At 45.4% G+C, this 26,028-nt stretch carries 23 protein-coding genes; 14 read left to right on the plus strand and 9 right to left on the minus strand.

Translation table 11 applies throughout. The annotated features are described in order from the left end of the window. The first annotated feature begins 1 nt into the window (after window position 1). From QOL41_RS02120 to QOL41_RS02130, 3 genes are all read left to right on the plus strand, one after another. Window positions 2–1,501: a hypothetical protein gene (locus QOL41_RS02120; protein ID WP_283428454.1), complete on the plus strand. Its 1,500-nt coding sequence runs from the start codon at window positions 2–4 to the stop codon at window positions 1,499–1,501. Window positions 1,502–1,560: 59 nt separating this feature from the next. Further along, on the plus strand, window positions 1,561–3,753 hold the full coding sequence (locus QOL41_RS02125; protein ID WP_283428455.1) for an NADP-dependent isocitrate dehydrogenase: 2,193 nt from the start codon (window positions 1,561–1,563) through the stop codon (window positions 3,751–3,753). A gap of 132 nt (window positions 3,754–3,885) precedes the next feature. Continuing rightward, complete coding sequence (locus tag QOL41_RS02130) at window positions 3,886–5,913, plus strand: glycoside hydrolase family 3 N-terminal domain-containing protein (protein WP_283428456.1); 2,028 nt, start codon at window positions 3,886–3,888, stop codon at window positions 5,911–5,913. A gap of 19 nt (window positions 5,914–5,932) precedes the next feature. Here QOL41_RS02130 and rffA read toward each other — a convergent pair whose 3' ends face one another. Continuing rightward, window positions 5,933–7,066 (minus strand): dTDP-4-amino-4,6-dideoxygalactose transaminase, encoded by a 1,134-nt coding sequence (rffA, locus tag QOL41_RS02135; protein ID WP_283428457.1) that lies wholly within the window; start codon window positions 7,064–7,066, stop codon window positions 5,933–5,935. Window positions 7,067–7,118: 52 nt separating this feature from the next. On the opposite strand from rffA, the gene QOL41_RS02140 reads away from it, so the two are divergent. From QOL41_RS02140 to QOL41_RS02160, 5 genes are read left to right on the plus strand one after another with little or no spacing between them, the layout of a single operon-like run. Next, window positions 7,119–8,363, plus strand: a complete 1,245-nt coding sequence (locus tag QOL41_RS02140) for an ATP-grasp domain-containing protein (protein WP_283428458.1) — start codon at window positions 7,119–7,121, stop codon at window positions 8,361–8,363. Between the two features lie 55 nt (window positions 8,364–8,418). Next, window positions 8,419–9,558 (plus strand): Gfo/Idh/MocA family protein, encoded by a 1,140-nt coding sequence (locus QOL41_RS02145; RefSeq protein ID WP_283428459.1) that lies wholly within the window; start codon window positions 8,419–8,421, stop codon window positions 9,556–9,558. Continuing rightward, window positions 9,559–10,479, plus strand: a complete 921-nt coding sequence (locus tag QOL41_RS02150) for a glycosyltransferase family 2 protein (protein WP_283428460.1) — start codon at window positions 9,559–9,561, stop codon at window positions 10,477–10,479. It abuts the gene before it with no gap. Between the two features lie 9 nt (window positions 10,480–10,488). Next, a complete protein-coding gene (locus QOL41_RS02155; RefSeq protein WP_283428461.1) occupies window positions 10,489–11,349 on the plus strand; it encodes an ABC transporter permease in 861 nt (286 codons plus the stop codon). After that, complete coding sequence (locus QOL41_RS02160) at window positions 11,350–12,195, plus strand: hypothetical protein (protein WP_283428462.1); 846 nt, start codon at window positions 11,350–11,352, stop codon at window positions 12,193–12,195. It abuts the gene before it with no gap. Here the strand turns inward: QOL41_RS02160 and QOL41_RS02165 are convergent. The 3 genes from QOL41_RS02165 to QOL41_RS02175 form a co-directional block, all read right to left on the minus strand. Then, window positions 12,157–13,494 carry a type II toxin-antitoxin system HipA family toxin gene (locus QOL41_RS02165; protein WP_283428463.1) on the minus strand — a complete coding sequence of 446 codons (1,338 nt, stop codon included), beginning with the start codon at window positions 13,492–13,494 and terminating at the stop codon, window positions 12,157–12,159. The genes QOL41_RS02160 and QOL41_RS02165 overlap by 39 nt on opposite strands. Next, window positions 13,491–13,796 (minus strand): helix-turn-helix domain-containing protein, encoded by a 306-nt coding sequence (locus QOL41_RS02170; protein ID WP_173653761.1) that lies wholly within the window; start codon window positions 13,794–13,796, stop codon window positions 13,491–13,493. Before QOL41_RS02170 ends, QOL41_RS02165 begins: the two co-directional genes overlap by 4 nt. A gap of 200 nt (window positions 13,797–13,996) precedes the next feature. After that, window positions 13,997–14,887: a virulence RhuM family protein gene (locus tag QOL41_RS02175; RefSeq protein ID WP_283428464.1), complete on the minus strand. Its 891-nt coding sequence runs from the start codon at window positions 14,885–14,887 to the stop codon at window positions 13,997–13,999. A 179-nt stretch (window positions 14,888–15,066) separates the two neighbouring features. Here QOL41_RS02175 and QOL41_RS02180 point away from each other — a divergent pair, with 179 nt between their 5' ends. From QOL41_RS02180 to QOL41_RS02190, 3 genes are read left to right on the plus strand one after another with little or no spacing between them, the layout of a single operon-like run. Then, the gene (locus QOL41_RS02180) at window positions 15,067–16,296 is read left to right on the plus strand and encodes an ABC transporter ATP-binding protein (RefSeq protein ID WP_283428465.1); all 1,230 of its coding nucleotides are present in this window, start codon (window positions 15,067–15,069) and stop codon (window positions 16,294–16,296) included. Further along, window positions 16,277–16,894: a CatB-related O-acetyltransferase gene (locus QOL41_RS02185; protein ID WP_283428466.1), complete on the plus strand. Its 618-nt coding sequence runs from the start codon at window positions 16,277–16,279 to the stop codon at window positions 16,892–16,894. Before QOL41_RS02180 ends, QOL41_RS02185 begins: the two co-directional genes overlap by 20 nt. Continuing rightward, the gene (locus tag QOL41_RS02190; RefSeq protein ID WP_283428467.1) at window positions 16,881–17,864 is read left to right on the plus strand and encodes an FkbM family methyltransferase; all 984 of its coding nucleotides are present in this window, start codon (window positions 16,881–16,883) and stop codon (window positions 17,862–17,864) included. Before QOL41_RS02185 ends, QOL41_RS02190 begins: the two co-directional genes overlap by 14 nt. Here the strand turns inward: QOL41_RS02190 and QOL41_RS02195 are convergent. The 3 genes from QOL41_RS02195 to QOL41_RS02205 are packed head-to-tail and all read right to left on the minus strand — an operon-like array spanning window position 17,857 to window position 21,021. Continuing rightward, window positions 17,857–18,975 carry a glycosyltransferase gene (locus tag QOL41_RS02195; RefSeq protein WP_283428468.1) on the minus strand — a complete coding sequence of 373 codons (1,119 nt, stop codon included), beginning with the start codon at window positions 18,973–18,975 and terminating at the stop codon, window positions 17,857–17,859. The genes QOL41_RS02190 and QOL41_RS02195 overlap by 8 nt on opposite strands. A gap of 14 nt (window positions 18,976–18,989) precedes the next feature. After that, entirely contained in the window at window positions 18,990–20,111 is a 1,122-nt protein-coding gene (locus QOL41_RS02200; protein ID WP_283428469.1) for a RipA family octameric membrane protein, read from the minus strand. A gap of 7 nt (window positions 20,112–20,118) precedes the next feature. After that, entirely contained in the window at window positions 20,119–21,021 is a 903-nt protein-coding gene (locus tag QOL41_RS02205) for a glycosyltransferase family protein (RefSeq protein WP_283428470.1), read from the minus strand. Window positions 21,022–21,130: 109 nt separating this feature from the next. Here QOL41_RS02205 and QOL41_RS02210 point away from each other — a divergent pair, with 109 nt between their 5' ends. The 3 genes from QOL41_RS02210 to QOL41_RS02220 are packed head-to-tail and all read left to right on the plus strand — an operon-like array spanning window position 21,131 to window position 24,073. After that, window positions 21,131–22,165 (plus strand): glycosyltransferase family 2 protein, encoded by a 1,035-nt coding sequence (locus QOL41_RS02210; protein ID WP_283428471.1) that lies wholly within the window; start codon window positions 21,131–21,133, stop codon window positions 22,163–22,165. Continuing rightward, the gene (locus tag QOL41_RS02215; protein WP_283428472.1) at window positions 22,162–23,124 is read left to right on the plus strand and encodes a glycosyltransferase family 92 protein; all 963 of its coding nucleotides are present in this window, start codon (window positions 22,162–22,164) and stop codon (window positions 23,122–23,124) included. The genes QOL41_RS02210 and QOL41_RS02215 overlap by 4 nt, the downstream gene beginning before the upstream one ends. 4 nt (window positions 23,125–23,128) lie before the next feature. Continuing rightward, window positions 23,129–24,073, plus strand: coding sequence for a glycosyltransferase family 2 protein (locus tag QOL41_RS02220; RefSeq protein ID WP_283428473.1), 945 nt, complete (start codon window positions 23,129–23,131; stop codon window positions 24,071–24,073). Here the strand turns inward: QOL41_RS02220 and QOL41_RS02225 are convergent. Both QOL41_RS02225 and QOL41_RS02230 read right to left on the minus strand, forming a co-directional pair. After that, a complete protein-coding gene (locus tag QOL41_RS02225; protein WP_283428474.1) occupies window positions 24,029–24,904 on the minus strand; it encodes a glycosyltransferase family 2 protein in 876 nt (291 codons plus the stop codon). The genes QOL41_RS02220 and QOL41_RS02225 overlap by 45 nt on opposite strands. A gap of 16 nt (window positions 24,905–24,920) precedes the next feature. Further along, a complete protein-coding gene (locus tag QOL41_RS02230) occupies window positions 24,921–26,003 on the minus strand; it encodes a glycosyltransferase (protein WP_283428475.1) in 1,083 nt (360 codons plus the stop codon). Between the last annotated feature and the right edge of the window lie 25 nt (window positions 26,004–26,028).

The raw sequence follows: 26,028 nt of genomic DNA on the forward strand, positions 1-26,028 counted from the left end.
CATGAAAAATTTGTACAAAACTATTTTGGCAGGCATGACTGCCTTTGGGGCTGCTTGTTCAAACGAATCAAGCGTCGATCAAAGCGTTGCCGGCGCCACCACAGAACCGAGCACTTCGCCCACTGCAGAATTGACTGCTGAACAGAAAGCCATTTTGGCAAAGTCGTTCTACGCACTTGTGGACTCGTCGAACGTTGATCCAGAAAAAGGAATTCCTGACTCTAATCAGGCGGGTTATAATGATTACTTTAGCACATATTCTCTTGTCATAAAGGCCGAACAGAGATATAGTTACCCAAGTAAAGATTCCCATAGAACTTGCGATGTTTTCCCATTTTCAATGGAAGCTGGCGAAAACCGGCCTGGCGTGGTTCGTGTTCAATATTACGATTCTGTAAAATATTTTTCGGGCGAGCAGCTTTTTGATATATGGCTTAATACCCAAGATTTTATGGGATTCAGATGGGGCGGTGCAACTCTCGTCATGGCAAAAATTGTTCAAGTCGATAGTACCCCAGTTGTTCTAAAAACGGTAGGCAGCGATGTATTTTACGGTTATTGGGGGTATGGAGTTTCTTGTACTGATTACTTGAATCAGTTTAAACAATCTTGCAATGAATCTAACGGATTGTTTAAGGATTTCGGTGAGGGATGTCGCAATATGCGGCTGAACTTGGCATGCGCCTCGTTTATCCCAGAAGGAATAAGTACGGAAGAATTCCTAGACTCCTCTATAACGGAATTTAAAAACGAATGTATAGAAGATTCCGTAAAATACGCTCCTTTTGACGATGATAGTAAAAATTATAAGCACTGTTTTGATGAAGATGGATATTATCATAGTGAAATAGAGGATTGCCCTCCGATTGAAAATGAGTTTGATAAGGCAAAAGACAGCTTGGATGAAGTATGGCGCGATTCGCTAACACATACATTGTATGATTATAGAGGCCAGTTTGCATGGGTTTATAGAAATCAGTCTGCATGGGACGACATCCCTCACAAAGTAGATTTGATCAATCCTAAATTAACGTATAATCACGATGTAGTTGGTTATAACGAACTTCTAGAGAACGATGCAGCCAACGCATATCGTGAAGAAGGCGTTTATCGCTTGCCCGATTCCGTGTTTACGCGTCTCTTCCCCCAAACGGCAAGTAGGCCGTATAAGGAATACCATTATAAGCATAATCAAAATTTCAATGTTTATTATCTAGTCGTTGTGAAAGATGTTGGGGCGAAGGGACATATACTTTATGATATCGATAAAAACGGAATTTTCATTTCAGATATTGTAAAGAGTGGAACTTCTTGCCCAGAAGATTCGAGCGTTCACTATTCGGCATTTGTCGTTGTCGGTTCCGATGAGTGGGACGTCATTGGAACACCCATTGTAAAAACGACCTATGTAAGTGAAAACTGGAATTGCGATAAACCGGAAAGTCTTGAACAGATTGAACCATACGGTGAATGGAGCTATGTATATAAGTCGTCTTATTAAGGTTCGCACCCGAGATATAGAACCAAGCTTTCATTAGCAATTTTCTATCTTAGGGGTGTATGAATACTAAGATCTATTACACCCTGACTGACGAGTCGCCGTTCTTGGCGACTCAATCTTTGCTCCCCATCGTGCGCGGTTTCGCAAAGGCTGCCGACATCGATGTCGAAACCAAGAACATTTCCCTGCCGGGCCGCATTCTGGCTGCTTTTGGCAAGGCGAACGACGACCTAGACTTTTTGGGTAAGCTTACGCTTGAACCGGATGCAAACATCATCAAGCTGCCGAACATTTCGGCATCGGTGCCGCAGCTCAAGGCCGCCATCGCCGAACTCCAGAAGAACGGTTTCGATGTGCCTGATTATCCGGACGCTCCGGCGAATGACGAAGAAAAGGCAATCCGCGCCAAGTACGACAAGGTGAAGGGTTCCGCCGTGAACCCGGTGCTGCGTCAGGGCAACTCAGACCGTCGCGCTCCCAAGGCCGTGAAGAACTACGCCCGCAACAACCCGCATAGCAACGGCAACTGGAACACTTCTGTAAAGACGCATGTGGCAAGCATGCAGGCCGACGACTTTTACGGCAACGAAAAGTCCATCACCATGGCCGACGCCGACACGTTCAAGATTGAATTTGTCAATGAAGCAGGCGAAGTTACGGAACTCCGTGCCGCAAAGCCGCTTTTGAAGGGCGAAATCATCGACGCGACCGTCATGCGTATGGCATCGCTCGAAAAATTCATCGCCAATGCGATGGCCGAGGCTAAAGCCAAGGGCCTGCTGTTCTCGGTGCACCTGAAGGCTACCATGATGAAGGTCTCTGACCCGGTGCTGTTCGGTGCATTCGTGCGCGTGTTCTTCAAGGACGTGTTCACGAAGTATGCCGACTTGTTCAAGGAACTGGGCATTGACGCCAACAACGGCCTCGGCGATTTGTACAAGCGCCTCGAAGGCAACGCCAAGGAATCCGAAGTTCGCGCAGCCATCGATGCAGCACTCGCTAACGGCCCGGACCTCGCCATGGTGGATTCTGCCAAGGGCGTTACGAATTTGCATGTGCCGAGCGACGTGATTATCGACGCCTCGATGCCTGCGATGATTCGCAATTCCGGCTGCATGTGGAACAAGGAAGGCAAGTTGCAAGAAGTTGTCGCTTGCATTCCGGACCGCTGCTACGCCGGCATTTACGACGAGACGATTGAATTCTGCAAGCAGAACGGCGCATTCGACCCGAAGACCATGGGCACTGTGCCGAACGTGGGTCTCATGGCCCAGGGCGCCGAAGAATACGGCAGCCACGACAAGACCTTTGTCGCAAAGGGCAAGGGCGTTATCCGCGCCGTGAACAGCAAGGGCGAAGTCCTTTTGCAGCAGAATGTTGAAGCGGGCGACATTTTCCGCATGTGCCAGGCCAAGGACGCTCCGGTGCGCGACTGGGTGAAACTCGCTGTGACACGCGCCCGCCTCAGCAACACGCCGGCGATTTTCTGGCTGGATCCGGAACGCGCTCACGACCGCGAAATCCAGAAGAAGGTAGAAGCCTACTTGCCGGAACATGATTTGAACGGCCTCGACATCAAGATTATGAGCCCGCGCAAGGCGATTGTGGAAACCATGAAGCGCGCGAAAGCCGGTCTCGATACCATCGGCGTCACGGGCAACGTAATGCGCGACTACCTCACCGACCTCTTCCCGATTCTCGAAGTCGGAACGTCTGCAAAGATGCTCAGCATCGTGCCGCTTATGGCTGGCGGTGGCCTCTACGAAACAGGTGCAGGTGGATCCGCTCCCAAGCAGGTGCAGCAGTTCCTCGCCGAAAACTACCTGCGCTGGGATTCCCTCGGCGAATACTTCGCGCTGGTGCCCGCCTTTGAGCAGGTCGCATTGAAGGAAGGTAACAAGAAGGCGAAAGTCTTGGCCGACACGCTCGACGAAGCGAACGGCAAGATTCTCGAATTCAACCGCACGCCCGCCCGCAAGATCGGCGAACTCGACAACCGCGGTTCACACTTCTACTTGGCCCTCTACTGGTCCGAGGCTCTTGCCGCCCAGAAGGACGACGCGGAACTTGCCAAGAAGTTCGCCCCGGTCGCCAAGGCTCTCGCCGAAAACGAGCAGAAGATTGTCGCCGCGTTTGCCGCCGAGCAGGGCAAACCCGCTGATATCGGCGGCTATTACCTGCCGAAGCCGGAACTTCTGAAGAAGTGGATGCGCCCGGTAGCGGAATTCAACGCCGTGATTGACGCGCTGTAATCGGCGTGCTGCAACGAGATTCGGTCTTATTTCCTCGCGAAATAAGGCCGTTTTCTTATGTACACGCGAAATCACGAGTTCTTTTTCCGGCAAAAGCCTTTTGAATGTAAATTTACCTTGGAAGGTATTATTATGAATTTCTCTAAAGTCGCTCTCTTTGCCGTTGCCGCCTACGGTTTTTCGCAGGCAGCCATTACGGGCAACGTCGTCGATGAATCGGGTGCACCCGTCAAGAACGCCGCCGTCACCGTCAGGACTCTCCCGAACCTACTCGCAAACGCCCGGACACTCACGAACGACAAGGGAGCCTTCAAGCTTGGCAACGCCAGGAAAGACCAAAGCATCATCGTGCGCAAGGCGGGGTTCCTCCCCGAAACGCTCAGCGTAGTCGCAGGCCAAAAGAAATACGATAACATTACCTTAAAGCGCGACCCCATCGAAAATAAAATCGACGAAATCATGGCGGGCATGACCATGGACGACATGATCGCCCAGATGACGCAAGCGAAAGTTCCCAAGCTCAACTGTGGCGAAGGCGTTTGCGGTTCCGCCCTCGAAGGCGGCGGTGCCTACACCGCCGATTTCTACAAGAGCGCCTGGAGTCAAAAAATCCCTGCCACCTACGGCAAAGACAACGTGCATGGCGTCGCCGACGTAAAAGGGGCAACCATTTTCCCGCACAACATCGGCCTCGGTGCCACCCGCGACTCAGCGCTTGTACGCAGAATCGGGCAAGCCGTCGCCGAAGAAATGTGGGCCGCCCACATTGACTTGAATTTCGCACCCGCCATCACCGTACCGCAAGATGAACGCTGGGGCCGCGTCTACGAAGGCTTTGGCGAAGACCCCGAACTCGCCGTGAGCCTCGGCGCCGCATTCGTGCGCGGGCAACAAGGCGACCACAACGACGCTGAATGGCGCGTGATTACCACCATCAAGCACTTTATCGGCGATGGTGCCACCAAAAAAGGATACGACCGCGGCAACGCCATTATCTCTAAAAAGGATCTCTACAAAAAATACCTGCCACCCTACGAAGCCGCCATCGAACAAGGCGCTTTGAGCGTCATGGCAAGCTTTAACCAAGTGAACGGCGTTCATCAGCATATCGATTCTGCCCTGCTCACAGGCGTTCTCAAGACGGAACTCGCCTTTGACGGCTACGTGATTGCTGACTGGGAAGGCATCGAACATTCCACGACGCCAGGCGCTGCAGGCAACTACTTCGCCGGCGAAGTCACCGACATGTCTTCGAAAGACGCCATCCGCGCTTCCATTAACGCGGGCCTCGACATGGCCATGGTTCCGCAATCGGTACACAACTTTGTCAAGACCATGAAGGTGCTACTTGCCGAAGGGAACATTAGCGAAGACCGCATCAAGGATGCCTGCCGCAGAATATTGCGCGCCAAAATCCGCGCCGGCCGAATCGACAACCCCAAGGGCCCTGCCGCCTACGTAGGCGTTACCAAGAACATCGGCAGCAACGAACACCGTCAAATCGCCCGCGAAGCCGTTCAAAAAAGTCTCGTAATCCTCAAGAACAACAAGGTTCTTCCGCTGGATACCAACAGCAAAGTTTTTGTAACCGGCAGCCACGCCAACAATACCGGCCTGCAATGCGGCGCATGGACGCTAGGCTGGCAAGGCACCATGGAAGAAGTTCCGGGAGCCACCTCGATTCAAGCAGGGTTCGACGAAGTCGCAAAAGGCACGCGTGTGAATACCGCTGAAGAAGCCGGCACCATCGTGTACGTTGTCGGCGAAGTCCCCTACGCCGAATGGTTCGGCGACTACCGCGGCCATGATTTTAACAACAAAATCATCTTCAAAGAAGACCGCACCGACATGTCTTTCAACAGCACCGACGAATATATTACGCAGATCAAGGCCTGGCAAAAAGCCGGCCACAAAGTCGCCGTCGTGCTCATCACCGGCCGACCGCTCCCCATCACCTCGTTCATCAAGGCTGCCGACGCCTTTGTCGTGGCATGGCTCCCCGGCAGCGAAGGCGCAGGCGTTGCAGACGTACTCTTTGGCAAGGTAAAGCCCACCGGCAAACTCCCGCACACCTGGCCCAAAGACGCCAAGCAAATCCCGATTAACGTCGGTGACGGCAAAAAGGGACTATTCCCCTACGGCTACGGGTTGACATACTAAAAAGCTGAATACACCTAATTTAAACCCCGAAGAATTCGTTCACTTTGCTGCAGACAAAGTCGATTTCTTCGGTTTTCAGACCAAAGAACATCGGCAGGCGCAGCAAGCGATTGCTTTCGCTGGTGGTGTACTTGTCTTCGCCGCTAAAGCGACCGTAGCGCAGGCCCGCAGGCGATGAATGCAGCGGCACGTAATGGAACACCGCCAGAATGCCGTTGTACACCAGGTATTTGAGGAGTGCCGTACGCGTTTGCAGGTCTTCGACCTTCAGGTAGAACATGTGTGCATTGTGTTTGCAATGTTCCGGAATGAACGGTAACTCAACCAAGCCCTTGCCGGCCAGCGGCTGCAAGCGTTCGCGGTAAGCGTTCCAGCTCGCCATACGATTGTCGTAAATTTCGTCGGCGCATTCCAGTTCCGCATAAAGGTAAGCGGCGTTGAGTTCGCTCGGCAAATAGCTGGAACCAAGCTCTACCCAAGTGTACTTGTCGACTTCGCCACGGTGGAACTGGCAGCGGTTCGTGCCCTTTTCGCGAATGATTTCGGCGCGGTCACAATACTTTTTGTCATTGATAAGCAGTGCGCCGCCCTCGCCCATGCTATAATTCTTGGTTTCGTGGTAGCTGTAGCAGCCAAAGTCGCCAAGCGTTCCGAGGGCCTTGCCCTTGTAGGTTGCCATCATGCCTTGAGCGGCGTCTTCAACCACGAACAGGTTGTGGCGCTTTGCAATCTCGTTGATTTTATCCATCTCGCAAGCCACACCCGCGTAGTGCACCGGCACAATCGCCTTCGTCTTTTCGGTGATGGCGGCCTCGATCAAACTTTCGTCCAGGTTCATGGTGTCGGGGCGAATGTCCACGAACACGCACTTAGCTCCCTGCGACACGAACGCATCGGCCGTGCTCACGAACGTGAACGACGGCATAATCACCTCGTCGCCAGGCTGAATATCGCAAAGGCGCGCAGACATTTCAAGTGCATGCGTGCAACTTGTGGTCAGCAAAGCCTTCGCCGTACCGGTATGCTTTTCAAGCCAATCATGGCACATCAAGTTGTAAGTGCCATCACCACAAATACGGCCACTTTCGACGGCCTGCTTCACATAATCGAGTTCGAGCCCCACGAACGGCGGCTTGTTGAATGGAATCTTCATAACGCAGAAAATATATATTTTTCGGGCATAAAAAAGATATATTGTTTACACCATGAGTTTTAAAAAGAAAATGTTGCTTCTCGGCGGCGGCCATGCCGAAATTCCGCTGATCCAGGCCGCGCAAAGTTTGGGCTGGTACGTGATTACCACGGGGAACGCCCGCGAAGGATTGGGCCACCCTTACGCCGACAAGAACGTTTTTGCAGACTTCAGCGACAAAGACGCCATGCTGGAACTCGCCAAGAGCGAGGGCGTTCAAGCAGTTTGCTCCGGTTGCAACGATTTCGCCTTGCTTTCGACCGTGTACGTTTGCGAAAAGTTGGGACTCCCCGGCCACGACAGCTACGCCACAAGCCTCGAAATTCACCACAAGGACAAGTACCGCGCTCTCGCTACTAGACTTGGCATCCCAACACCGCGCGCACTCGTTGTTAGAAGTGACGCCGATTTCGAAACCGCGATCGCACAACTCACCTTCCCGATTATCGTGAAGCCCGTCGACTTGACTGGCGGCAAAGGCATTCATCGCGCCGCAAACGTCGACGAAGCCCGGGTCGCTTACAAAGACGCCTGCAGCCGCACACGCCAAGACCACATCGTAGTCGAAGAATTCGTGCAAGGTTCAAACCACGGTTTCTCCGCTATGCTCGTGAATGGCAAAGTTGCATTCGCCTTCTCCGACAACGAGCAGTACTACATCAACAAGTACATGGTCTCGGGCGCAAATTCGCCGAGCACCTCCAGCGACAAGACTCTCGCTATGCTCCGCGAATACAGTGAACGCATCGCGCAAGAATTGCACCTGGTCGACGGCATTCTGCACATCCAGTACATCGAACGGGCCGACGGCACGCCCGTTATCATCGAAATCTGTCGCCGCCCGCCCGGAGATTTGTACATCAAGTTCGTGAAATACGCGACAGGCATCGACTACCCAAAATTCATCGTCCTAGCCGAAACAGGCGAAGACATTTCCGACATCGCCGACGTACCCACCCAAGGATTCTGGCTGCGTCACTGCATTATGGCCGACTGCCAGGCCGGCGACACGCTTGTAACCAGCGACGCCTCCCCTGCCAGCGACAAACTATGCGAAGGCATTGTCCGCGACGTTACCTTTGCGCCTGAAATTCAAGGCAACATCGTCGAAAAATTCTTGTGGTACAAGCCCGGCGAAGTCGTTGCAGACAAACTCACCTACAAGGCAGGAATCGTCTTCTTTAAGTTCAACACTCTCGCCGAGATGCAAGACAAAACCGCACGCATGACCGAACTCGCGAAAATAGTGGTAGAATAAAGATTTTTTAACAGAGCCCGCGCATTCCGCCATAAATTATCCTATATTCCAAGGTATGAAGAAGGATCCTTATCAGATTGCGTTTATCGGGGGCGGAATCAATTCAGCCATCGGCGAAGTCCACAAGGCTGCAAGCCAAATGGACGGCCATTTTGAACTTGTAGCGGGCGCATTCAGCACCCACGCCGAAACTAACCAAAAAACCGCCCGCACCTGGGGCGTCGCAGACGAACGCACCTACGCCGACTACCACGAACTTTTGAAAGCCGAAAATGGCAAACTCGACGCCGTCGTAGTGCTCGCGCCGACCGATTACCACAAAGACATCGTGATTGACGCACTGAATGCCGGGTTCCCTGTGATTTGCGAAAAGTCGCTCGCCACCAGCGTGGCCGAAGGCGAAGCCATCGCAAAAGTCGTCGCTGACACCAAAGGATTCTTCTGCACCACCTACAACTACACCGGCTACCCCATGGTGCGAGAACTCAAGCAGTTCATCGCCGACGGCAAACTCGGTAAAATCCAGCAGGTGCAAGTCGAAATGCCGCAAGAAGGCTTTATGCGCCTGGGCACCAACAACGAGCCGCCCAAACCGCAAAGCTGGCGACTCAAGGACACCGTGATTCCGAAAATCTCGCTGGATCTCGGCAGCCACCTGCACAACATGATTTACTTTTTGACCGGCGAACGCCCCGAACACATCGTGGCCGACCAGACCACCTTCGGGCTTTTCCCGCAGATCGTCGATAACGTGGGCGCCCTCGTGCAATACACAAACAATGTTCGCGCCCAAATCTGGTTCAGCAAAACCGCACTCGGCAACCGCAACGGCCTGCGCATCCGCGTGTACGGCAGCGAAGGCAGCGCCGAATGGTTCCAGCTAGAACCCGAAACGCTTAAGACCTGCGACCTGCGAGGCAACGTAAGCCTGCGCGACCGCACCGGCGACGTCAAAATTGCAAACCAGCAACGCTACAACCGCTTTAAAGCCGGCCATCCCGCCGGATTTATCGAAGCTTTCGCGAACTACTACAAAGACATCGCCGACTGCCTCGGCCAATATTTCGCAACCGGAAGCTTTACAAGCCAGTATGTATGCGGCATTCACACCTCGCTGGAAGGCCTCGCCATGATGCAGGCTGCCGCAAAGTCTGCACAAAGTAACAAGTGGGAATCCGTTCAGCAAAGGTTTTAAATGAAACTCTCTTTTGTAATTCCCTGTTACCGTAGCGAGAACACCATCGAAACCGTGGTGCAAGAAATCCGCGAAACCGTAGCCACGCGCCCCGGCACCGACTACGAAATCGTGCTAGTGAACGACTGCAGCCCCGATGGCGTATGGCAAGTTATCAAGAAGCTCGCCGCAGCCGACAACAAGATTAAAGGAATCTGCCTCGCCAAGAACTTCGGGCAACACAGCGCCCTAATGGCAGGCTACGGCCAAGCCACCGGCGACTACATCATCAGCCTCGATGACGACGGCCAAACCCCCGCCAGCGAAAGTTTCAAGCTTGTAGACAAACTAGAAGAAGGCTACGACGTCGTTTACGGTTACTACCAGCATTCGGCACAGCACCTGTTCCGCCGTTTTGGCACCTGGGTCAACAAGAAAATGGCCGAAGCTATCATTGGTCAACCCAAGACGCTCCGCACAACGAGTTTCTTTATTATGCGCAAGTTCATCGTCGATGAAATCGTGCGCTACCCTAACCCATTCGCCTATATTAGCGGGCTCGTTTTCCGCGCCACCAAGAACCTTGGCAACGTCGAAGTACAACACCGCCGCCGTCTCGAAGGCCGCTCCGGCTACACGCTCGCAGGCCTTATCGGGCTCTGGATCAACGGCTTTACCGCATTCTCCGTCAAGCCGCTCCGCGCTGCGACTTTTATTGGCGTTATCTGCGCCCTCGTAGGTTTTCTCGCAGGCCTCTACGTCGTTTACCAGAAATTCCTCAATCCCGAAATTCCCGTAGGCTACACCAGCATGCTCGCCACCCTACTATTTATCGGAGGCATGATTATGCTGTTGCTCGGACTCATCGGCGAATACGTGGGCCGCATCTACATCAGCATCAACCAGTCGCCGCAATACGTGGTGCGGGAACGAACGTTTTAGGTAAAGCAAATGGCAGCGACGCAGACAAGCGAATGGACCACCGTCATCAAGCCCAAATCGAGTTTACTCGAAGTGGACTTTGGCGAACTTTGGCAGTACCGCGATTTGTACCGCATGTTCGTGAAGCGCGATATTGTCACTTGGTACAAGCAAACCATTCTCGGCCCGCTGTGGTTCTTTATCCAGCCCATCATGACCACCATCATGTTTATGGTCGTGTTCGGCGGCATCGCTAAAATCAGCACCGACGGGCTCCCGCAACCGCTCTTTTACCTCGCGGGCATTTGCCTGTGGACCTATTTTTCGGAATGCCTGAACCAGACCAGCAAAACATTCATCGAAAACGCGAACATGTTCGGCAAGGTGTATTTTCCGCGACTCGTCGTGCCGCTGGCAACCGTTACCAGCAACCTGGTGCGACTCAGCATTCAAATGGGGCTATTCCTGATTGTATTTGCGTACTACCTGATTTTCACTGACGCCCCAGTGCACCCGAACATTTACCTGCTGCTCACACCCGTACTGATCGCGCTCATCGCAGCGCTCGCACTCGGCTTTGGTGTGCTATTCAGCAGCCTCACCACCAAATACCGCGACCTCACATTCTTGCTCACGTTTATCGTGCAACTATGGATGTACGCCACTCCGGTAATCTATCCGCTCAGCACCATCGAAGATCCGCGCCTGAAAATGCTCATGCAAGCAAACCCGCTCACCAGCATTATGGAAACCTTCAAGTTCGGCATGCTCGGCGTGGGCGAATTCAGCTGGGCAGCCCTCGGCTACACAGCCGGCTTCGCCGCCTTCATCCTCGCACTTGGCATTGTCGTATTTAACAAAATCCAGCGCACCTTCATGGATACAGTGTAAATGGCGCGCTCCAAGACACATAAAGTTACGCTGCAATACAAGAATTGCCCGCGCACAGAAGACGAGCAAGAAATCCGGGCATCGTACAAATGCAACGAATGCAAAGGAAAAGGCAAGACCTTTGGCATAATCAGAAAATGCATCTCTTGTGACGGCACAAGCATCATCAACCTGGTAGACTGTCCCGACTGCCTAGGGACCGGCGTCAGTGCAAAAAAAGGAATCTGCAGCAGCTGCAAAGGAGAAAAGGTTGTCACCCAGCTCAAAGCCCACGATATCGCTTTAGAAAAGAATTGGTGCACTAAATTTAAAGAGAACCCCGTAAAAGCGCTCACCTGGCCCATAATCAACATCGTGCTCATTGCATTGTGTTCTAGAACAGCGTGGCTCTATTTAAGCACAGGTTTTGTTCCCGACAAATTTATCGACTGCGTATGCATGTACGCCCCATTGATTGCCTGGTTCTTCCTCATTTTCAATTGTATTTCGATCTTTAGGGGCTCCCGATATGATCCAGAAAGGAGAATGCTCCGGACCGTAGGGTTGGGAATCATCGGTGTCGGCCTCTTAGTCTCGCTCATTGCCGGGCCGCTTTCCTGTGAAAAAAATGAATTGGTTGTAGCCCAAGCGACGGAACATTTCAATAAGTACAGTAAAGGCGACAATATAATATGCACTACGATCAACCTCAAAAAAAGAGAACGTTTTTTCACATACTACGGTGACGCAATACTTACCACTGGAGACTCAATACCCGTCAAAATAGTCGTACACACCATGAACCATTACAGCTACCTTTACATGGAATCAATCATTCCCAAGCACATATCTGATTCTTGGAAATAGGCGGATGCCATTCGACGTAAGCAATTCGCGCGAAATCTCTTCGCGATGGTTTTCGCGAACGCCGCAGTCCTTTGCAATCTCGTTCCAACAAGCAACAGCATTTTCGACTTGGTCTATAATTCCCGCGTACTTGCGGATTCCGACGCGTTCCGCCACCGCTTTAAGATCATCGCGCGAGACATTCTCTTGTTTCATATTCACTGACATCTGGTGGCGATTTATCCAGCGACTCCTCGGGTTGTTGGCATAGCACAAGTCATATGCGGGAGCAAGTTTCCAGATACCGGATTCATCCATCAAGAAGGAAATGTTCTTGGTGTGGTCGTCATTGTTTTTTGCCAACACATTGAACACCATGCAACGGAATATGTCTTCGTCGGCCTTGGCATCGAGCCCGAGTTTGCGCATTACAGCAAAGGCATCCTCGTATGAATGACGTGCGTCTCGATCCAAGTGGGCCAAGGCCGCAAGCGTTTGCATGTGCAGTTTAGACCCGTCACATTTGCGATCAAAACGCTTGGTCATAAAGTGGCAACCGCAGCTATCTTCCAGAATGCGGCTTTCGCTCATGCGGATTCCAGCCCGTAACGCCATCTTGTAATAAGCGTATTCAACATTGCCGATCCCGCGGGGGATTTCGGTAATGCTATCATGTTCTCGATAACTTACACCGTCAAACTTGAGCAGCCAATATTCGAACCCTTTTGGCGCAGGCACCTGGCCACTACGCACCTCACCCGTGGATTCGTTATAGGCAATAATCGCTTTGGGTTTTGCACCACCAGCAGAAGTTCCAACTCGTAAAATATCGTACAAAGTCTTATCCTGTTGGACAAGCTTTTCCCGGAATTTTTCGCGGTCCCGAAAAACACTCTCGGCCAGTTTTACGAGATCGCCCACAAAAATTTCTGTAGATTCGTCTAGTCCCAGCGTAGACAAGCTAGGTTCAAATTCCAAGGCGCCCATAGAACGCTTGCCGACATAGCACAGGCGTTCCAGCGGAGTCACCGTCTCTAGCGGTCGTCCCATGGTCTGGAACCATTCCGATATAATCTGGTCACCGAACCTATCCGGGAGCGAATCCGCAATGAGTCCTGGGAGTCCGCGAAAGCAGTTGTTCCTATTCTCGGCAAAAGAGAAAACACCCTTTGCCACGGGCATCTTTATCGGGGATACCGGCAACGGATTGCGGACAAAATTGGGTTCATATTCAAAATAGGCAACACCCCGCGAGGTATCCCACGACAACGCCCCGATAGGCTTGCCCCACAAACGCACGTTTACGACAAGTTCGCTCATTTGGCATTGCTCCGTTTAATACGCTGAATCTTGCCGCCCTGCAACTTGCGCAACAAGAGTGGACTTACGGGGGGCTCAGGCAAAAGCTGCTCTACATTTTCAAGCATGCCTAGGGAACGCAGCACACTTAAAAGGATTTGTACGGACACGGCGCCTCCGCGTTCCATCTTGGCAATTGTACCTACGCCCACGCCGGCAGACTCAGCCAGTTCAGACTGCATAAGCCCTTTACGCAGGCGGTATTCCTTGAGCCTTGAGCCCATTTCCTTCAAAATGGAGGGTGTAGTCATTTCGTTCCACATGGTTAGTAATATACATAATAATCATCGCAAAAATGACGATTATCGTAAAAAAATTAGATAAAACACTTTTTTGTGATAGTTATAACAACTACATACGCAATCTTTTACTCATTTCATGACCATCATTACCTCCCTGCGAACAAGCGTGAAACCGCAGTGTTTTGAAATTTTGAGCACTAGAACATTTAATTAAATTCGAGTCACTTCACCATCGCGAGCACCTGTTCCTTAGTAATAAAGTTCAGCACTGAAAATGCAGTCATCTGGTTCCCAAGATCCTTGAACGACGCCCCCACGTGATAAACCACGTCATCAACGATGACAAAACGGTCGTGAACCTCGCGCATATTTTCCAAGCGAACTATCGGGAATTGCCTATTCAAGCGAGCCTCCTCTTCCCTCATGGCATGGGTTATTCTGGCAGAATAGATGGTCGCCTTCACCCCTTCGGCTCGTTTTGCCATAAGAGAAAGAACCATGTCATTGGCAAACGGATCAATGATGACAAGTTCCTTTTTTGCAGACCGCACCAATTGCATAGCAAACTCGTAACCGCTCCAATGCGCATGCGCCGGCAACAAACCCTCACTTGGAGGCAAGTTCGCTTTTACGAAGAAATCCACCTGTTTTTCAAGATTCATTATGCGAGAATCATGACTTTCAAGTTTATTTTCATGTGAGATTAACCGTTGGTTAATGCTAAAGCCCCTAAGCATATGCTCTTTAAGCACCTGGTTGGCCCAACGGCGAAATCGAGTACCACAAATAGAATTAACCCTGTAACCAACGGAAATAATCATATCCAAGTTGTAAAAGGGCTGCATTCGTTTAATAGCTCTTCCGCCCTCCATGCGAACCTGTGCAATTTTTGCACAGGTTGACTTTTCGTCTAATTCCTGCGTTTGGAATATGTTGCGGATGTGTCTATTAATGGATGTTCTGTCCGTAGAGAACAACTCCGCCATCTGTGCCTGCGTGAGCCAGACAGTCTCATTTTCAACCCGAACCTCAATGTGGAATTCTCCGCCCTCCGGCTGGTACACGATGATTTCGTTCTTCTCGGCAACCGGCAACGCCTCTTTTTCGCTCATTTTTCACTCCTCCCCGCAAACAGGCTTGAAATTGCGGGTCTTCAATCGCTTTTCGCGAGTGCCATCTACTCACTTGTGCACTAAATATAATTTCTCAGGGCATCTTTGTCAATAGGTGCGCGACAATTTTTTTGAACAGCCCTCCCGGCAGCCCCTTTTAATCTATATTACTCAACAAGATGACCGCGATCGAGTTCGAAAACATCAGCAAGCAGTATCGCCTGGGGCTAGTGAGCACCGGAACGCTCAGCCACGACCTGAACAGGTTCTGGCAGACCAAGGTGCTGCGCCGCGAGGACCCTTACCTCAAGGTGGGCGAAGTCAACGACCGCGCGCACAAGGGCGCAAGCGACTACGTGTGGGCCCTGAAGGACATCAACTTCAAGGTGGAGCAGGGCGACGTCGTGGGAATCATCGGGCGTAACGGCGCCGGCAAGAGCACGCTCCTCAAGTTGCTCAGCCGCGTGACCGCCCCCACCACCGGCACCATCCGCGCGCGGGGCCGCATCGCGAGCCTCCTCGAAGTGGGCACCGGATTCCACCCGGAAATGACCGGCCGCGAGAACATCTACATGAACGGCGCCATCATGGGCATGAGCCGCGCCGAGATTACCCGCAAGCTCGACGAAATCGTGGACTTCAGCGGCTGCGAACGCTACCTGGACACCCCCGTGAAACGCTACAGCAGCGGCATGACCGTACGTCTCGGGTTCGCCATCGCGGCACACCTGGAACCCGAAATATTGGTGGTGGACGAAGTGCTTGCCGTGGGCGACGCCGAATTCCAGAAAAAAGCCATCGGCAAGATGCAGGACGTAAGCCGCGGCGAGGGCAGAACCGTGCTGTTCGTAAGCCACAATATGGGGAGCATGCGTCAACTCTGCAAGATTGGAATTTTATTAAATCAAGGGCAAATCTCTTATTCTGGTAGCATTGAAGAAACCATTTCTTTTTATCTGGCCTCTGAAACAAACCAGCATTCATACCAAGCAAGTCCATCTAATGCAAAAAATATACGCATTCAATCAGTACAGCTCCTTAATCAAGACGAAATACCATGTGATCATTTTCAGCATACGGACGAAATTCTAATAGATATAAAGATAAAATCAACAATAAGTGCTCCAGAAACATTTTTGCTCATATCCATATTAGATTATCAAAACAGAAAGATATTCTCTGCGGAGACCCCTATTTTCGACACAAAAAGGCTGAAGATTCATTCTCCGTTTCTTACACGTGGTCATTATTCTATTCAAACAATCATCTATCGCCCCGCCGTTACCGTATACGAACAAATAGATAAAATCTGCAGTTTTGATATTGTTGATGCAGGCTCTGAATTTGCAAAATTAGAAACCTTTGATTACGGATGTGTCTTTGGATCTTATGATTGGATTGATAAATAAAATTTTTGGACGAAAGCCTAAAAAAGAAGAAACTAAAACGACTTTATATACAAAGGACGTTTTAGGATTCCAATACGCTATTGGAGACTTTACATATGGGATTCCAACAATTATGCATTGGGGCGAAAAGGCTACATTGAAAATCGGAAAATTTTGTTCCATTGCAAAGGATGTTACCATTTTTTTGGGTGGTAATCACAGAACCGATTGGGTCTCAACGTACCCATTCAATGTCTTGAATGAGCTGTTCCCTAATGCACGTGATATTACAGGGCATCCTGGTACGAAAGGCGATGTGATTATTGACAATGACGTTTGGATTGGTTGGGGAGCAACAATTCTCTCTGGGGTTACCATTGGAAACGGGGCTGTTGTTGCGGCAAAAGCTGTTGTAACAAAAGATGTCCCGCCTTATGCGGTTGTTGCAGGAAATCCCGCTCAGATAGTAAAATACCGTTTTTCAACAGAAACAATTAATTCGTTACAAAAAATACAATGGTGGAATTGGCCTATAGAAAAAATCAATTGCAATGTTAGGAAAATTTGCAATAGAGATATGGACACTTTCATCAAGGAGCATCTCAATGACTCCATTTAATTTTGTGAAAAAAGCATTTTCAAATTTCATCTGTAATTTACACACATTGTTCAAATACAACAATGAGCAAGACTGCATTAAGGTAATTCAAACTCAGAATAAGATTATTTGTAATTTACAAGAAGATATACTTTCCGTAAGAAAAGAAATCGTTGAAATATACTTTGACACACATAAGGATGAAGCTGATCAATATCGCAATGAACTTAGGTATTTGAAGAATGTGCATACAATGGTCCCATTCTTATACCCACAAACAAAAAAAATAAATCCACCCGTTTCAGGATACGACGAGAAATACAAACTTTCCTTTGTTATTCACAACAACAATCGTTTGTATTTTCCTAAAGGTTGGTCTCCAGAGACAGCTAGTAATGCATATCGTAATTATATTGAACGAGAGAATTTACTTGGCGGAGGATATACAGAAAAAGCGCCTCATCAATATGTAACAGAATCCTTCCATGTGGAACAAGACGATATTATTGTAGACGCAGGCTGCGCTGAAGCTCTTTTTGCACTTGATTCTGTTGAAAAAGCCAAACATGTATATTTACTGGAAGCTGATGCTATTTGGCTTAAACCCTTACAGGTAACATTCGCTCCTTATAAAGACAAAGTTACAATCATTCAAAAATTTTTAAGCGGCGAAAAATCTGAGAACACAGTAACACTTGATAGTCTTTTTGACAAGTTTAGCGAAGAATCATTCTTTATAAAAATGGATATTGAGGGGGCAGAAGAATCGGTCATTCAAGGAAGCAAGGATTTTCTCACATCTCAAAATAAAATTAAACTTGCTTGTTGTACATACCATAAAGCTCGCCACGCAGAAACGATATCATCTCTACTAGAAGATATGGACTATCATTTTGAATTTTCGGATGGTTATATGCTATTCCCTTGGGACAAGCATCAACAGCCTCCATATTTTAGGAAAGGCTTGATTAGGGCTGTTCGCTCTATTTAACCAATCTAAAAGGCAGTGTTAAAACTTTTACGCAGACGTCACAAAGATCAAAAAGCCAACGTCCTCTTTTTGATCGATATAGGTTATAAAAAAAAACGTATAACCAAGATTGTTCATAACCATTTTCTACATCTCCAAATCCGAGTTTTAACAAAAACCTAAATAACCAATAGTTATTATTAAACGACCACAAAAAAAGATTGTCCAATTTGCTCAATTTGAATGGATAGTTGCAAAACAAATTCATTTTTCTAAACTTGTCAAAATCTTTTTTTGAAGCAAGATTCACGCGATTGACTAAAAAACAAAAACTTTTCTTTAAAATTTTAACGCATCTTCTTTCGCTCCCGTTTTGCGGGGCAAAGAAATTCTTTAAACAATCATATTCCAAATCAAAAAGGATTTGCAACTGCTCGACAACATTACTAGATGCTTTTAACTTCGAAACAGAACCAGATGAATTAGAGTACAAATAATGATTATAATATACTCCAGAATTAAATACATATTTTTGCTTTACCCGGGACATTAAAGCTAAGTTAAAGCAAATATCTTCCATTCCATGATTAAAAATAGAATCAAACGTTAAATCAGAAACAATATCTCTTTTATAAAAGTGATTCCAAACATCGATAAAATTCTCATTTAAACGAACGTCTAAATACTTATAAGGCAAATCTTCAGCTAAAACAGAACCATTTTTTAGTCGTTGCTCTACTACAAGATTATTCGACTCTGTATAAATTCTATTAATGGAAAATTGCAACACATCCGCCTTCTCTTTTTCTATCAGTTCGTAATTATCGCGTAGTAAATGAGGCAAATATTCATCATCATGATCGCAAAAAGTAATGTATTTTCCTTTCGCAATCTTCAATCCGGCGTTTCTCGCAGCCGAAGTCCCTGCATTTTCTTGATGAATTACGTGAATTCTAGAATCTTCTTTTGCATATTCATCACAAATAATCCCGCTACTATCTGTGGAACCATCGTCTACAAGAATGAGTTCAAAAGAATCAAAATCTTGAGAAAGAACACTCTCTATAGCAAAACGGACCCTGTTTTTGGAATTATACACAGGCATTATAATACTTACTGCAACGAACGCCATGTTACGATTTCCCTTTATTTTTTTTGAAAAAAGCGATACAAGTCTTTTTTTTCAAAAATGTCTTTTTTTAAACGCGCTACAACATCATTCACCAATTTGCCCTCATCTAATTTTTTGTTTCTTGTTTTTTTTAAGAAGGGGAAACATTTCTTTTCAAATAAATATTCTCCCTTTACATTGGTTTTATACAAAACATCACCAGACGTCTTAGATTTGATTTCTGTAAAAACACGTTTAAAATTTATTTTTTCAACAAAAATATCTAATTTCATCTCATTTTCTTCATAAATAAAATTGTACGTCAAATAAACATACTCCCCTTCACTACCAAAGGATGCCTTTGACGCATCTACAAAATTTAGTACAGATAACCGACTTTTAATTTTTTCCAAAAGAAGATATTCATTTTTATACAATTTTATTAAAGTACGTTCGTCAATCCATTTTGCTTCAGGATCTTTGTTTTTTAAAGTATCGCTTTTAATGAGCCTGAATGTTCCATCTCTAAGACAAAGTACCAATAAAATAAAACATAATATTACGGACCAAATTAAATGGCAAGGATATTTTAAAATTTGCAACATTACACAATGGTTTGCAAAAGACAAAGACATGGCCCATAAAGCTACATAGCCTATTATGATATTAATTCTTGATGGTGAAAAGGCTCCACCTTTAAAACTATGAAGAGATGTGTCAAATTTGTGTTTGCCTTTTTGTGGATAAAATGGGAGATTGTCGTATTGAAATGCAATATATTTTTTTAAAATGTTGTTTTTTGACATTTCTTTTTCAATTGCGCGAATGGCTGTTTCGTATACCTCGACCCATGCTTTAGACGCCTTTGCCAAACAAATCCAAAGACGAGAAAAAGCAACACCCAAAAGAGCTATCAACATAGCAAATATATGGCATTTCCAGCTTTCTTCATCAAAATAGATTAGCTGGTTATCTTTATCAAAGAAAGCTTTTGAAAAAAAAGCACCATATCCCGTAAAGCAAAGAATTAGAAACGCCCCCAAGAAAACCGATCGTTGCCAAAGATTTTTTATTTCAAAGTCTCGACAGCGCCAATACTGTTCATACAAATCCCTTAAAACAAGTCTATCTGCAGGCCTTCCATCATTATCTTTCATACAACCCCTATTTGCTCAACCAATGTAAAGAAATAAATTGAACAAGTTTTTCTAGAAAGTAAAAAGTTCCTTTTTCTTTTCTACATCTATACAAATCAGCTATAAATCCAAACAAAGCCGTATCACGAAATTCTTTTTCCGAGTTTCCATATACGCCCAAGGTTCTTTCAAATGCCGTCAACGGTTTGCTTATTATTTTTAGAATGGATTCATTCAACCCATTTTCTTTTATTTCATTCCAGAAATCTTTTTTTTGAAATAAGTATGGCGATTCAAAGTAATCGCTCTGCCATCCCGTAAAAAAATGGATTATTTTGGCATCAAAAAAATATTCCCAAGACCGGCTTATCTGCACATTATACGTATCCGGTAAAAGAGCAAAAGCATCGCCAATCTGTTTTATAGCACAATTCAACGAAGGCATATCAATGAAATACCCGCTTGTAGAAGTCTCCAACCATTTTTTATGCCATAAATCAAAGAAGGTTCTTGATACCTCTGAATCCCTTGAGAAAAGAACTCCTCCATTTACATATTTTTCGACGCCAGGATTACAGTTCACCTTCTTGAATTCTTCTTCTATTCCCTTTTTTAAGGGATGTTCTGTCAACAAGCAGTGCCCGTCCAAGACACCCATTACGTCTTGCGTAAAATCGGCAACATCAACAGGTGCATTCCACACCGTATCTGCATCAACATATAAGAAGTCCCCTTCGACATATTTTCTCATAGAGGTTTTTATGTAGCGTGACCTTGCTATAGCAGGGACACTTTCCTCCACAGGAACAACGATATACTCATTTACATATTTTTTTATTCGCTCTAATTCCGAGATAAAGCCCTTATCAGTCAAGCAGTCGACTAACAATGTAACAAAGGCATCTGGCCGAACATTTTTTAATGAAGCCATAGACACCAATGTTTGCTCGCAATAAAACCCATTTTTCGAGCCAACTAGGACATATAAATACTTCATTTTTCCTCAACACATTGTATATTTATAAATAATAATAATTATTATGATTAAAGTTTCCGTCATTGTCCCCGTTTACAAAGTCCCGTTGGAATACCTTCGAGCCTGTTTAGACTCCTTGACAGCCCAAACAATGCAGGAATGCGAATTCATCTTGGTTTCAGACGGAGCTCCAGAAGCAGAATGTTCTGTTTGCGAAGAATTCTCCGCCAAGGATTCCCGATTCAAGTTTTTCAGGCGAGAACATTCCGGCGTTTCTGCAACGAGAAATTATGGCATAGAGTATGCACAAGGAGAGTTCCTAACCTTTGTTGACAGCGATGATTGGATAGCCAAAGATTCATGCGATATTGCCTACAACTATGCAAAACGCAACAACAGTGACATTGTCCTATGGGAGGCCGCACAGGACCTTAATGGTTGTCAAAAATATGGTTTTTTTTCAAGCACCCCCATAAACATCTTATCTGAAAAACAAATAGATTCTATTATCAGCAATATTATTTATACTACAGCAAAAAAATACTATAGTGCATCTTTAGTATGCTGTAAACTTTTCAAAAAAAATCTCATTATCCAGAATAACATTCGCTATCCAGAATCACTGATAATGAGTGAAGACAGAATATTTAACATATCTGCCTACAAACATTCAAAAAAAATATCCTATCTAAATAGCATAATGTATTTTTATAGAATCCATAATCAATCTGCATCACACAGATACATACCACATGCATTTGAACAATATAGCGCGTTCATCAAACTATTAGACAAAGACACAAGAAAAAAAAACATCAACGCAATTAACAATGAAATAGTAAGATCGTTTTTTTTAAGTTGGCAAACATATTACTTGCACAATGAAAACAAAGCATCATTTAAAAGTAAAGTCAATGAAATAAAAGATGTTATAAAAACATATTTTTTTCAACAGGCTTTGAAAAAAAAATTCCACGAATTTCCTCAAATAATTCAAATCGAAATTTTTTGTTTCAAGCACAATATTTTTTTCCCAATATACATTCATAGTTTAAAAGCCTTATTAAAGAAGCATATCATCCGAGATCAATCAACATGATTACCTTCCGTTTGCAAAACCTAATAATCGCAATGAAACAACATTCTTGGCAAGCAATTATTGGGCGTTCAAAAGAAATCTTAAAAGGGATTTTGTACAAGTCTCACTCACTTCCAAACTTAACCGTGGAAGGAAATGATAAGCAGCAAATTCATCAAATATCAATTGTTGCTATTGTAAAAAATGAAGCATTATACATTCGTGAATGGATAGAATATCATCTAATCATCGGCGTAGAACACTTTTACATTTACGACAACGAATCCAGCGATGACCTTCGATCTATATTGGACTCTTACATAAAAAAAGGAATTGTTTCATACATTTTTTGTCCAGGAACAACAATGCAAATGCCCGCATATAACGACGCATCCGTCCGATTTAAAAAAAATAATCGCTGGATCGGATTTATCGACATTGATGAATTTGTCGTCATAAACCCCAAATACTATAGAAATTTAAAAGAAGTATTGACACATTTCGAACCATACGACATGCTTGGCATAAATTGGTGTATGTATGATTGTAATGGGAAAAAAAATAAACCAACAAGTGGATACGTGATTTCTAACTATACCCGTAGATTCGACAACGACAACAATCCTTTAAACAGGCATTTAAAATGTTTTGTCAAACCCAATGCAATTAAAGTAATTTTAACACCACACTACATGCATCTATTTCGAGGGAAAAAAGCAGTTAATGAAAACGAAGAAAAATTAATCACTCCGTTTCCTCCCCAAAACTCATTAAATAAAATTAGAATTAATCACTATTTTTCCAAAAGTGAAGAGGAATATGTAAAAAAAATTTCTCGGGGACGTTCTGACATAGCTCAGAAAAGATCATTCAATCGCAATGCTTTTGACTTTTCTTACGAAAAAACAAAAGAAAATGATATCGATATGCAAAAATACATAGACATTCTAAAAAACAGAATCCCCGACACTTATAGGTAAACAAATGATGATTTCCATAGCAATGACATCGTATAACGGGGAAAAATTTATTTCTGAACAGATATCATCAATTCTTTCACAAACGATTGAAGATTTCGAGTTAATCATATGTGACGATTGTTCCACAGATCACACATTGTCAATCCTTAAAGAATACAAAGAAAAAGATTCTCGCATCAAAATTGTACAAAATAAAAAACAATTGGGATTTCTAAAAAATTTTGAACAAGCCATATCCCTGTGCACAGGAGATTATATCGCCTGCTGTGATCAAGACGACATCTGGACAAATAATCATCTAGAATACTTGCTGAACAATATAGGAAAAAACGATTGCATTGGAGCAAACGGCATTATTATCGACAAACTTGGAAAAAAAATCGGATCAACCGTAAAGGAATCACTTTCTGTAGAATATGAGCCAAGCAATTCGGACTCCTTATTCAAGCACGAGTGTTTCTACAACCTTATTCAAGGAACAGCATGTCTTTTTAAAAAGACATTGCTTTCGTCAATTTTACCATTTCCAGATGGCATTAAATTTCACGATCATTGGATTGCTCTAAACGCCGCCATGCAAAATGGATGTAAATACACATCAGACATAATCCTCCTTTATAGGACACACAGCCAAAACGTGACAGGGTTCAGAAAATTCAATTTAGTTCACTCTTTAAAAACGGCCTTTCAAGCAAATAAATATCGGCATCATATATACAGACATAACATCGCCATGCTTACATTCATAAAGCGCAAAAACACCTACAATGATGTTTATATAAATAATGCTTTAGCATTCTTCGAGAATCTTTCTTCCGACAAGCATAGAACGCAATCTGTCCTATTTTACATAAAAAACTATAACGAAATTGCCCTTTGTCCCCGAAAAAAATGGAAACTATTTCTATATCGAGTTTTTTGTCTTTCTCTTTTTGGAATCATGCTTTAAACGACAAAATAAATCATACAACCAAAATTCAAATTTTGTATATGCAAACCACAACTTAGCGAACGCCATCTGTAACGCACTCGCTTTTTTATATCTTTTCAAAAACAATTCTGCACTCTTCAATAGTATTGCATGTTGTTGCGACCATCGGCGATACGTCTTAGATATAGAAACATGGTGATTATGAATATAAGCGCAATCTAAGCGTAAAACTGTCTTAAGACCAGCTTCATCAAATTTCTGTCCCAAAACAGGTTCCTCATAATAAAGAAAGAATTCCTCATCGTACATGCCATACTTTAGCATTTTTTTCAAATCAACCATCAACATTGAACCAGGAACAGCAAATACAGGAACAAAATCTTTACCCTTAAAATATTTCTTTGGATAGAAACGGATCTTTAGCCACACTTCAAAAAATAAGCTCGTTGCTAGTATGTATTGCAAGGTGGAACAATTTTTCCAAGCGCAATCAGGCGAATTAGACTGTCTAGCCGAGACTACAGCAACCGAAGAATCTTCCTGCAAAGTCTGCAAAAAGTTTTCCACACAATCTTCATCAAATTGCACATCTGGATTCGCGATAATTGAATAATCTGCATTTAAAATGTCAGAAGAATATCGTAATCCAAAGTTGTTTCCAGCACCATACCCACCATTCCTAGGCGTTTGAATCACATGTACTTTGTCGTTCTTATAATTTTGCAACTGTTCCCAGGAATCATCTGTCGAGCAATTATCTACAATCACGATATAATCCAGTAGGGCATAATCTTTTATACTTTCCACTAGACCTATTGTCGTGGGAGCATCATTGTAATTAAGAATCACACAGGACAATATTCTATTAGCCATTGATGCATTCCTTATACATTTTACTTAAATGGCTGTAAGTATTGTTAATATTATATTGTGGCAAAAGTACCGAATTCGGCCTTTTTCCTACACAAAATGCTCGTTCTAGAGAATTTTTCCAAGAATCGGAATTAAATCCTTTTATCAGTACACATTGTTCAGACAAAACCACTTCCCGAGTCACATTTTCACTCACTATACACGGCAATCCTGCATATTGAGCTTCAACAAGTGTAAGCGGCAAGCCCTCCCACAGAGACGGGAAAGCAAATACATCCATCACACTATAGAACGGAGCAGGATCTTTTTGCAGACCAGCAAAGATTACGAAGTTTGACAAGCCAAGCGATTTAACTTTTTGTTCAATCCGTTCCTGCAACGGGCCATCGCCCAGCAATAGCAGTTTCGCGTTTGCCATCTGTTTATGGAGATCCGCGAACATATCTATCAAAAACTCATGATTTTTCTGCGGATAGAATCTTCCCACATGCCCTATCACAAAATCGTTCTCTGCAATTCCATATTTCGCACGAATCTCTCGGCGAGCAGCTTCGTTAAACTTAAATCGTTCCGGGTCGATTGCGTTGGGGAGAATCGTCACCTTACCTTTCTTTACAGCGTTATGCCCCCAGGCATTGATGGCGGCGGCTTCGCCGCAAGCCAACCAATGGGTAGCAAAGAGTTTGCAGGGAACGCGCATTATAGCACAAAGGATGTTATTTCCATATGACTGGTGATGATGGGCAAATCTTTTTTTGACTCCAGCGAGCATAGCCAAAAAGCACACGTAGCTGTTCATGAACCAGTCCAAATGACCATGCACAACATCGTAATGCCCCTTTCTAAAGATTCGGAACATATTCCATATGTGTTTCAGTGGATGATGAACCTTATCGGGAATCTGGATGCAGTTGATTCCAGCCTCATTAAAGCGTTCTAATATTTGTGGGTTTGGTTCGTACTGGTACAGCAAATCAAAATGAATGTCACGCATACGAGAACAATAATTCAGAACAACCTGCTCCGAACCGCCGCCTACAATCCCATGCAGCACCTGACAAACGCGAACACTCATAACAGAAATAAATATATATTTTCTA

Source organism: Fibrobacter sp. UWB10, assembly GCF_900182935.1.
Classification (GTDB): Bacteria; Fibrobacterota; Fibrobacteria; order Fibrobacterales; family Fibrobacteraceae; genus Fibrobacter; species Fibrobacter succinogenes_O.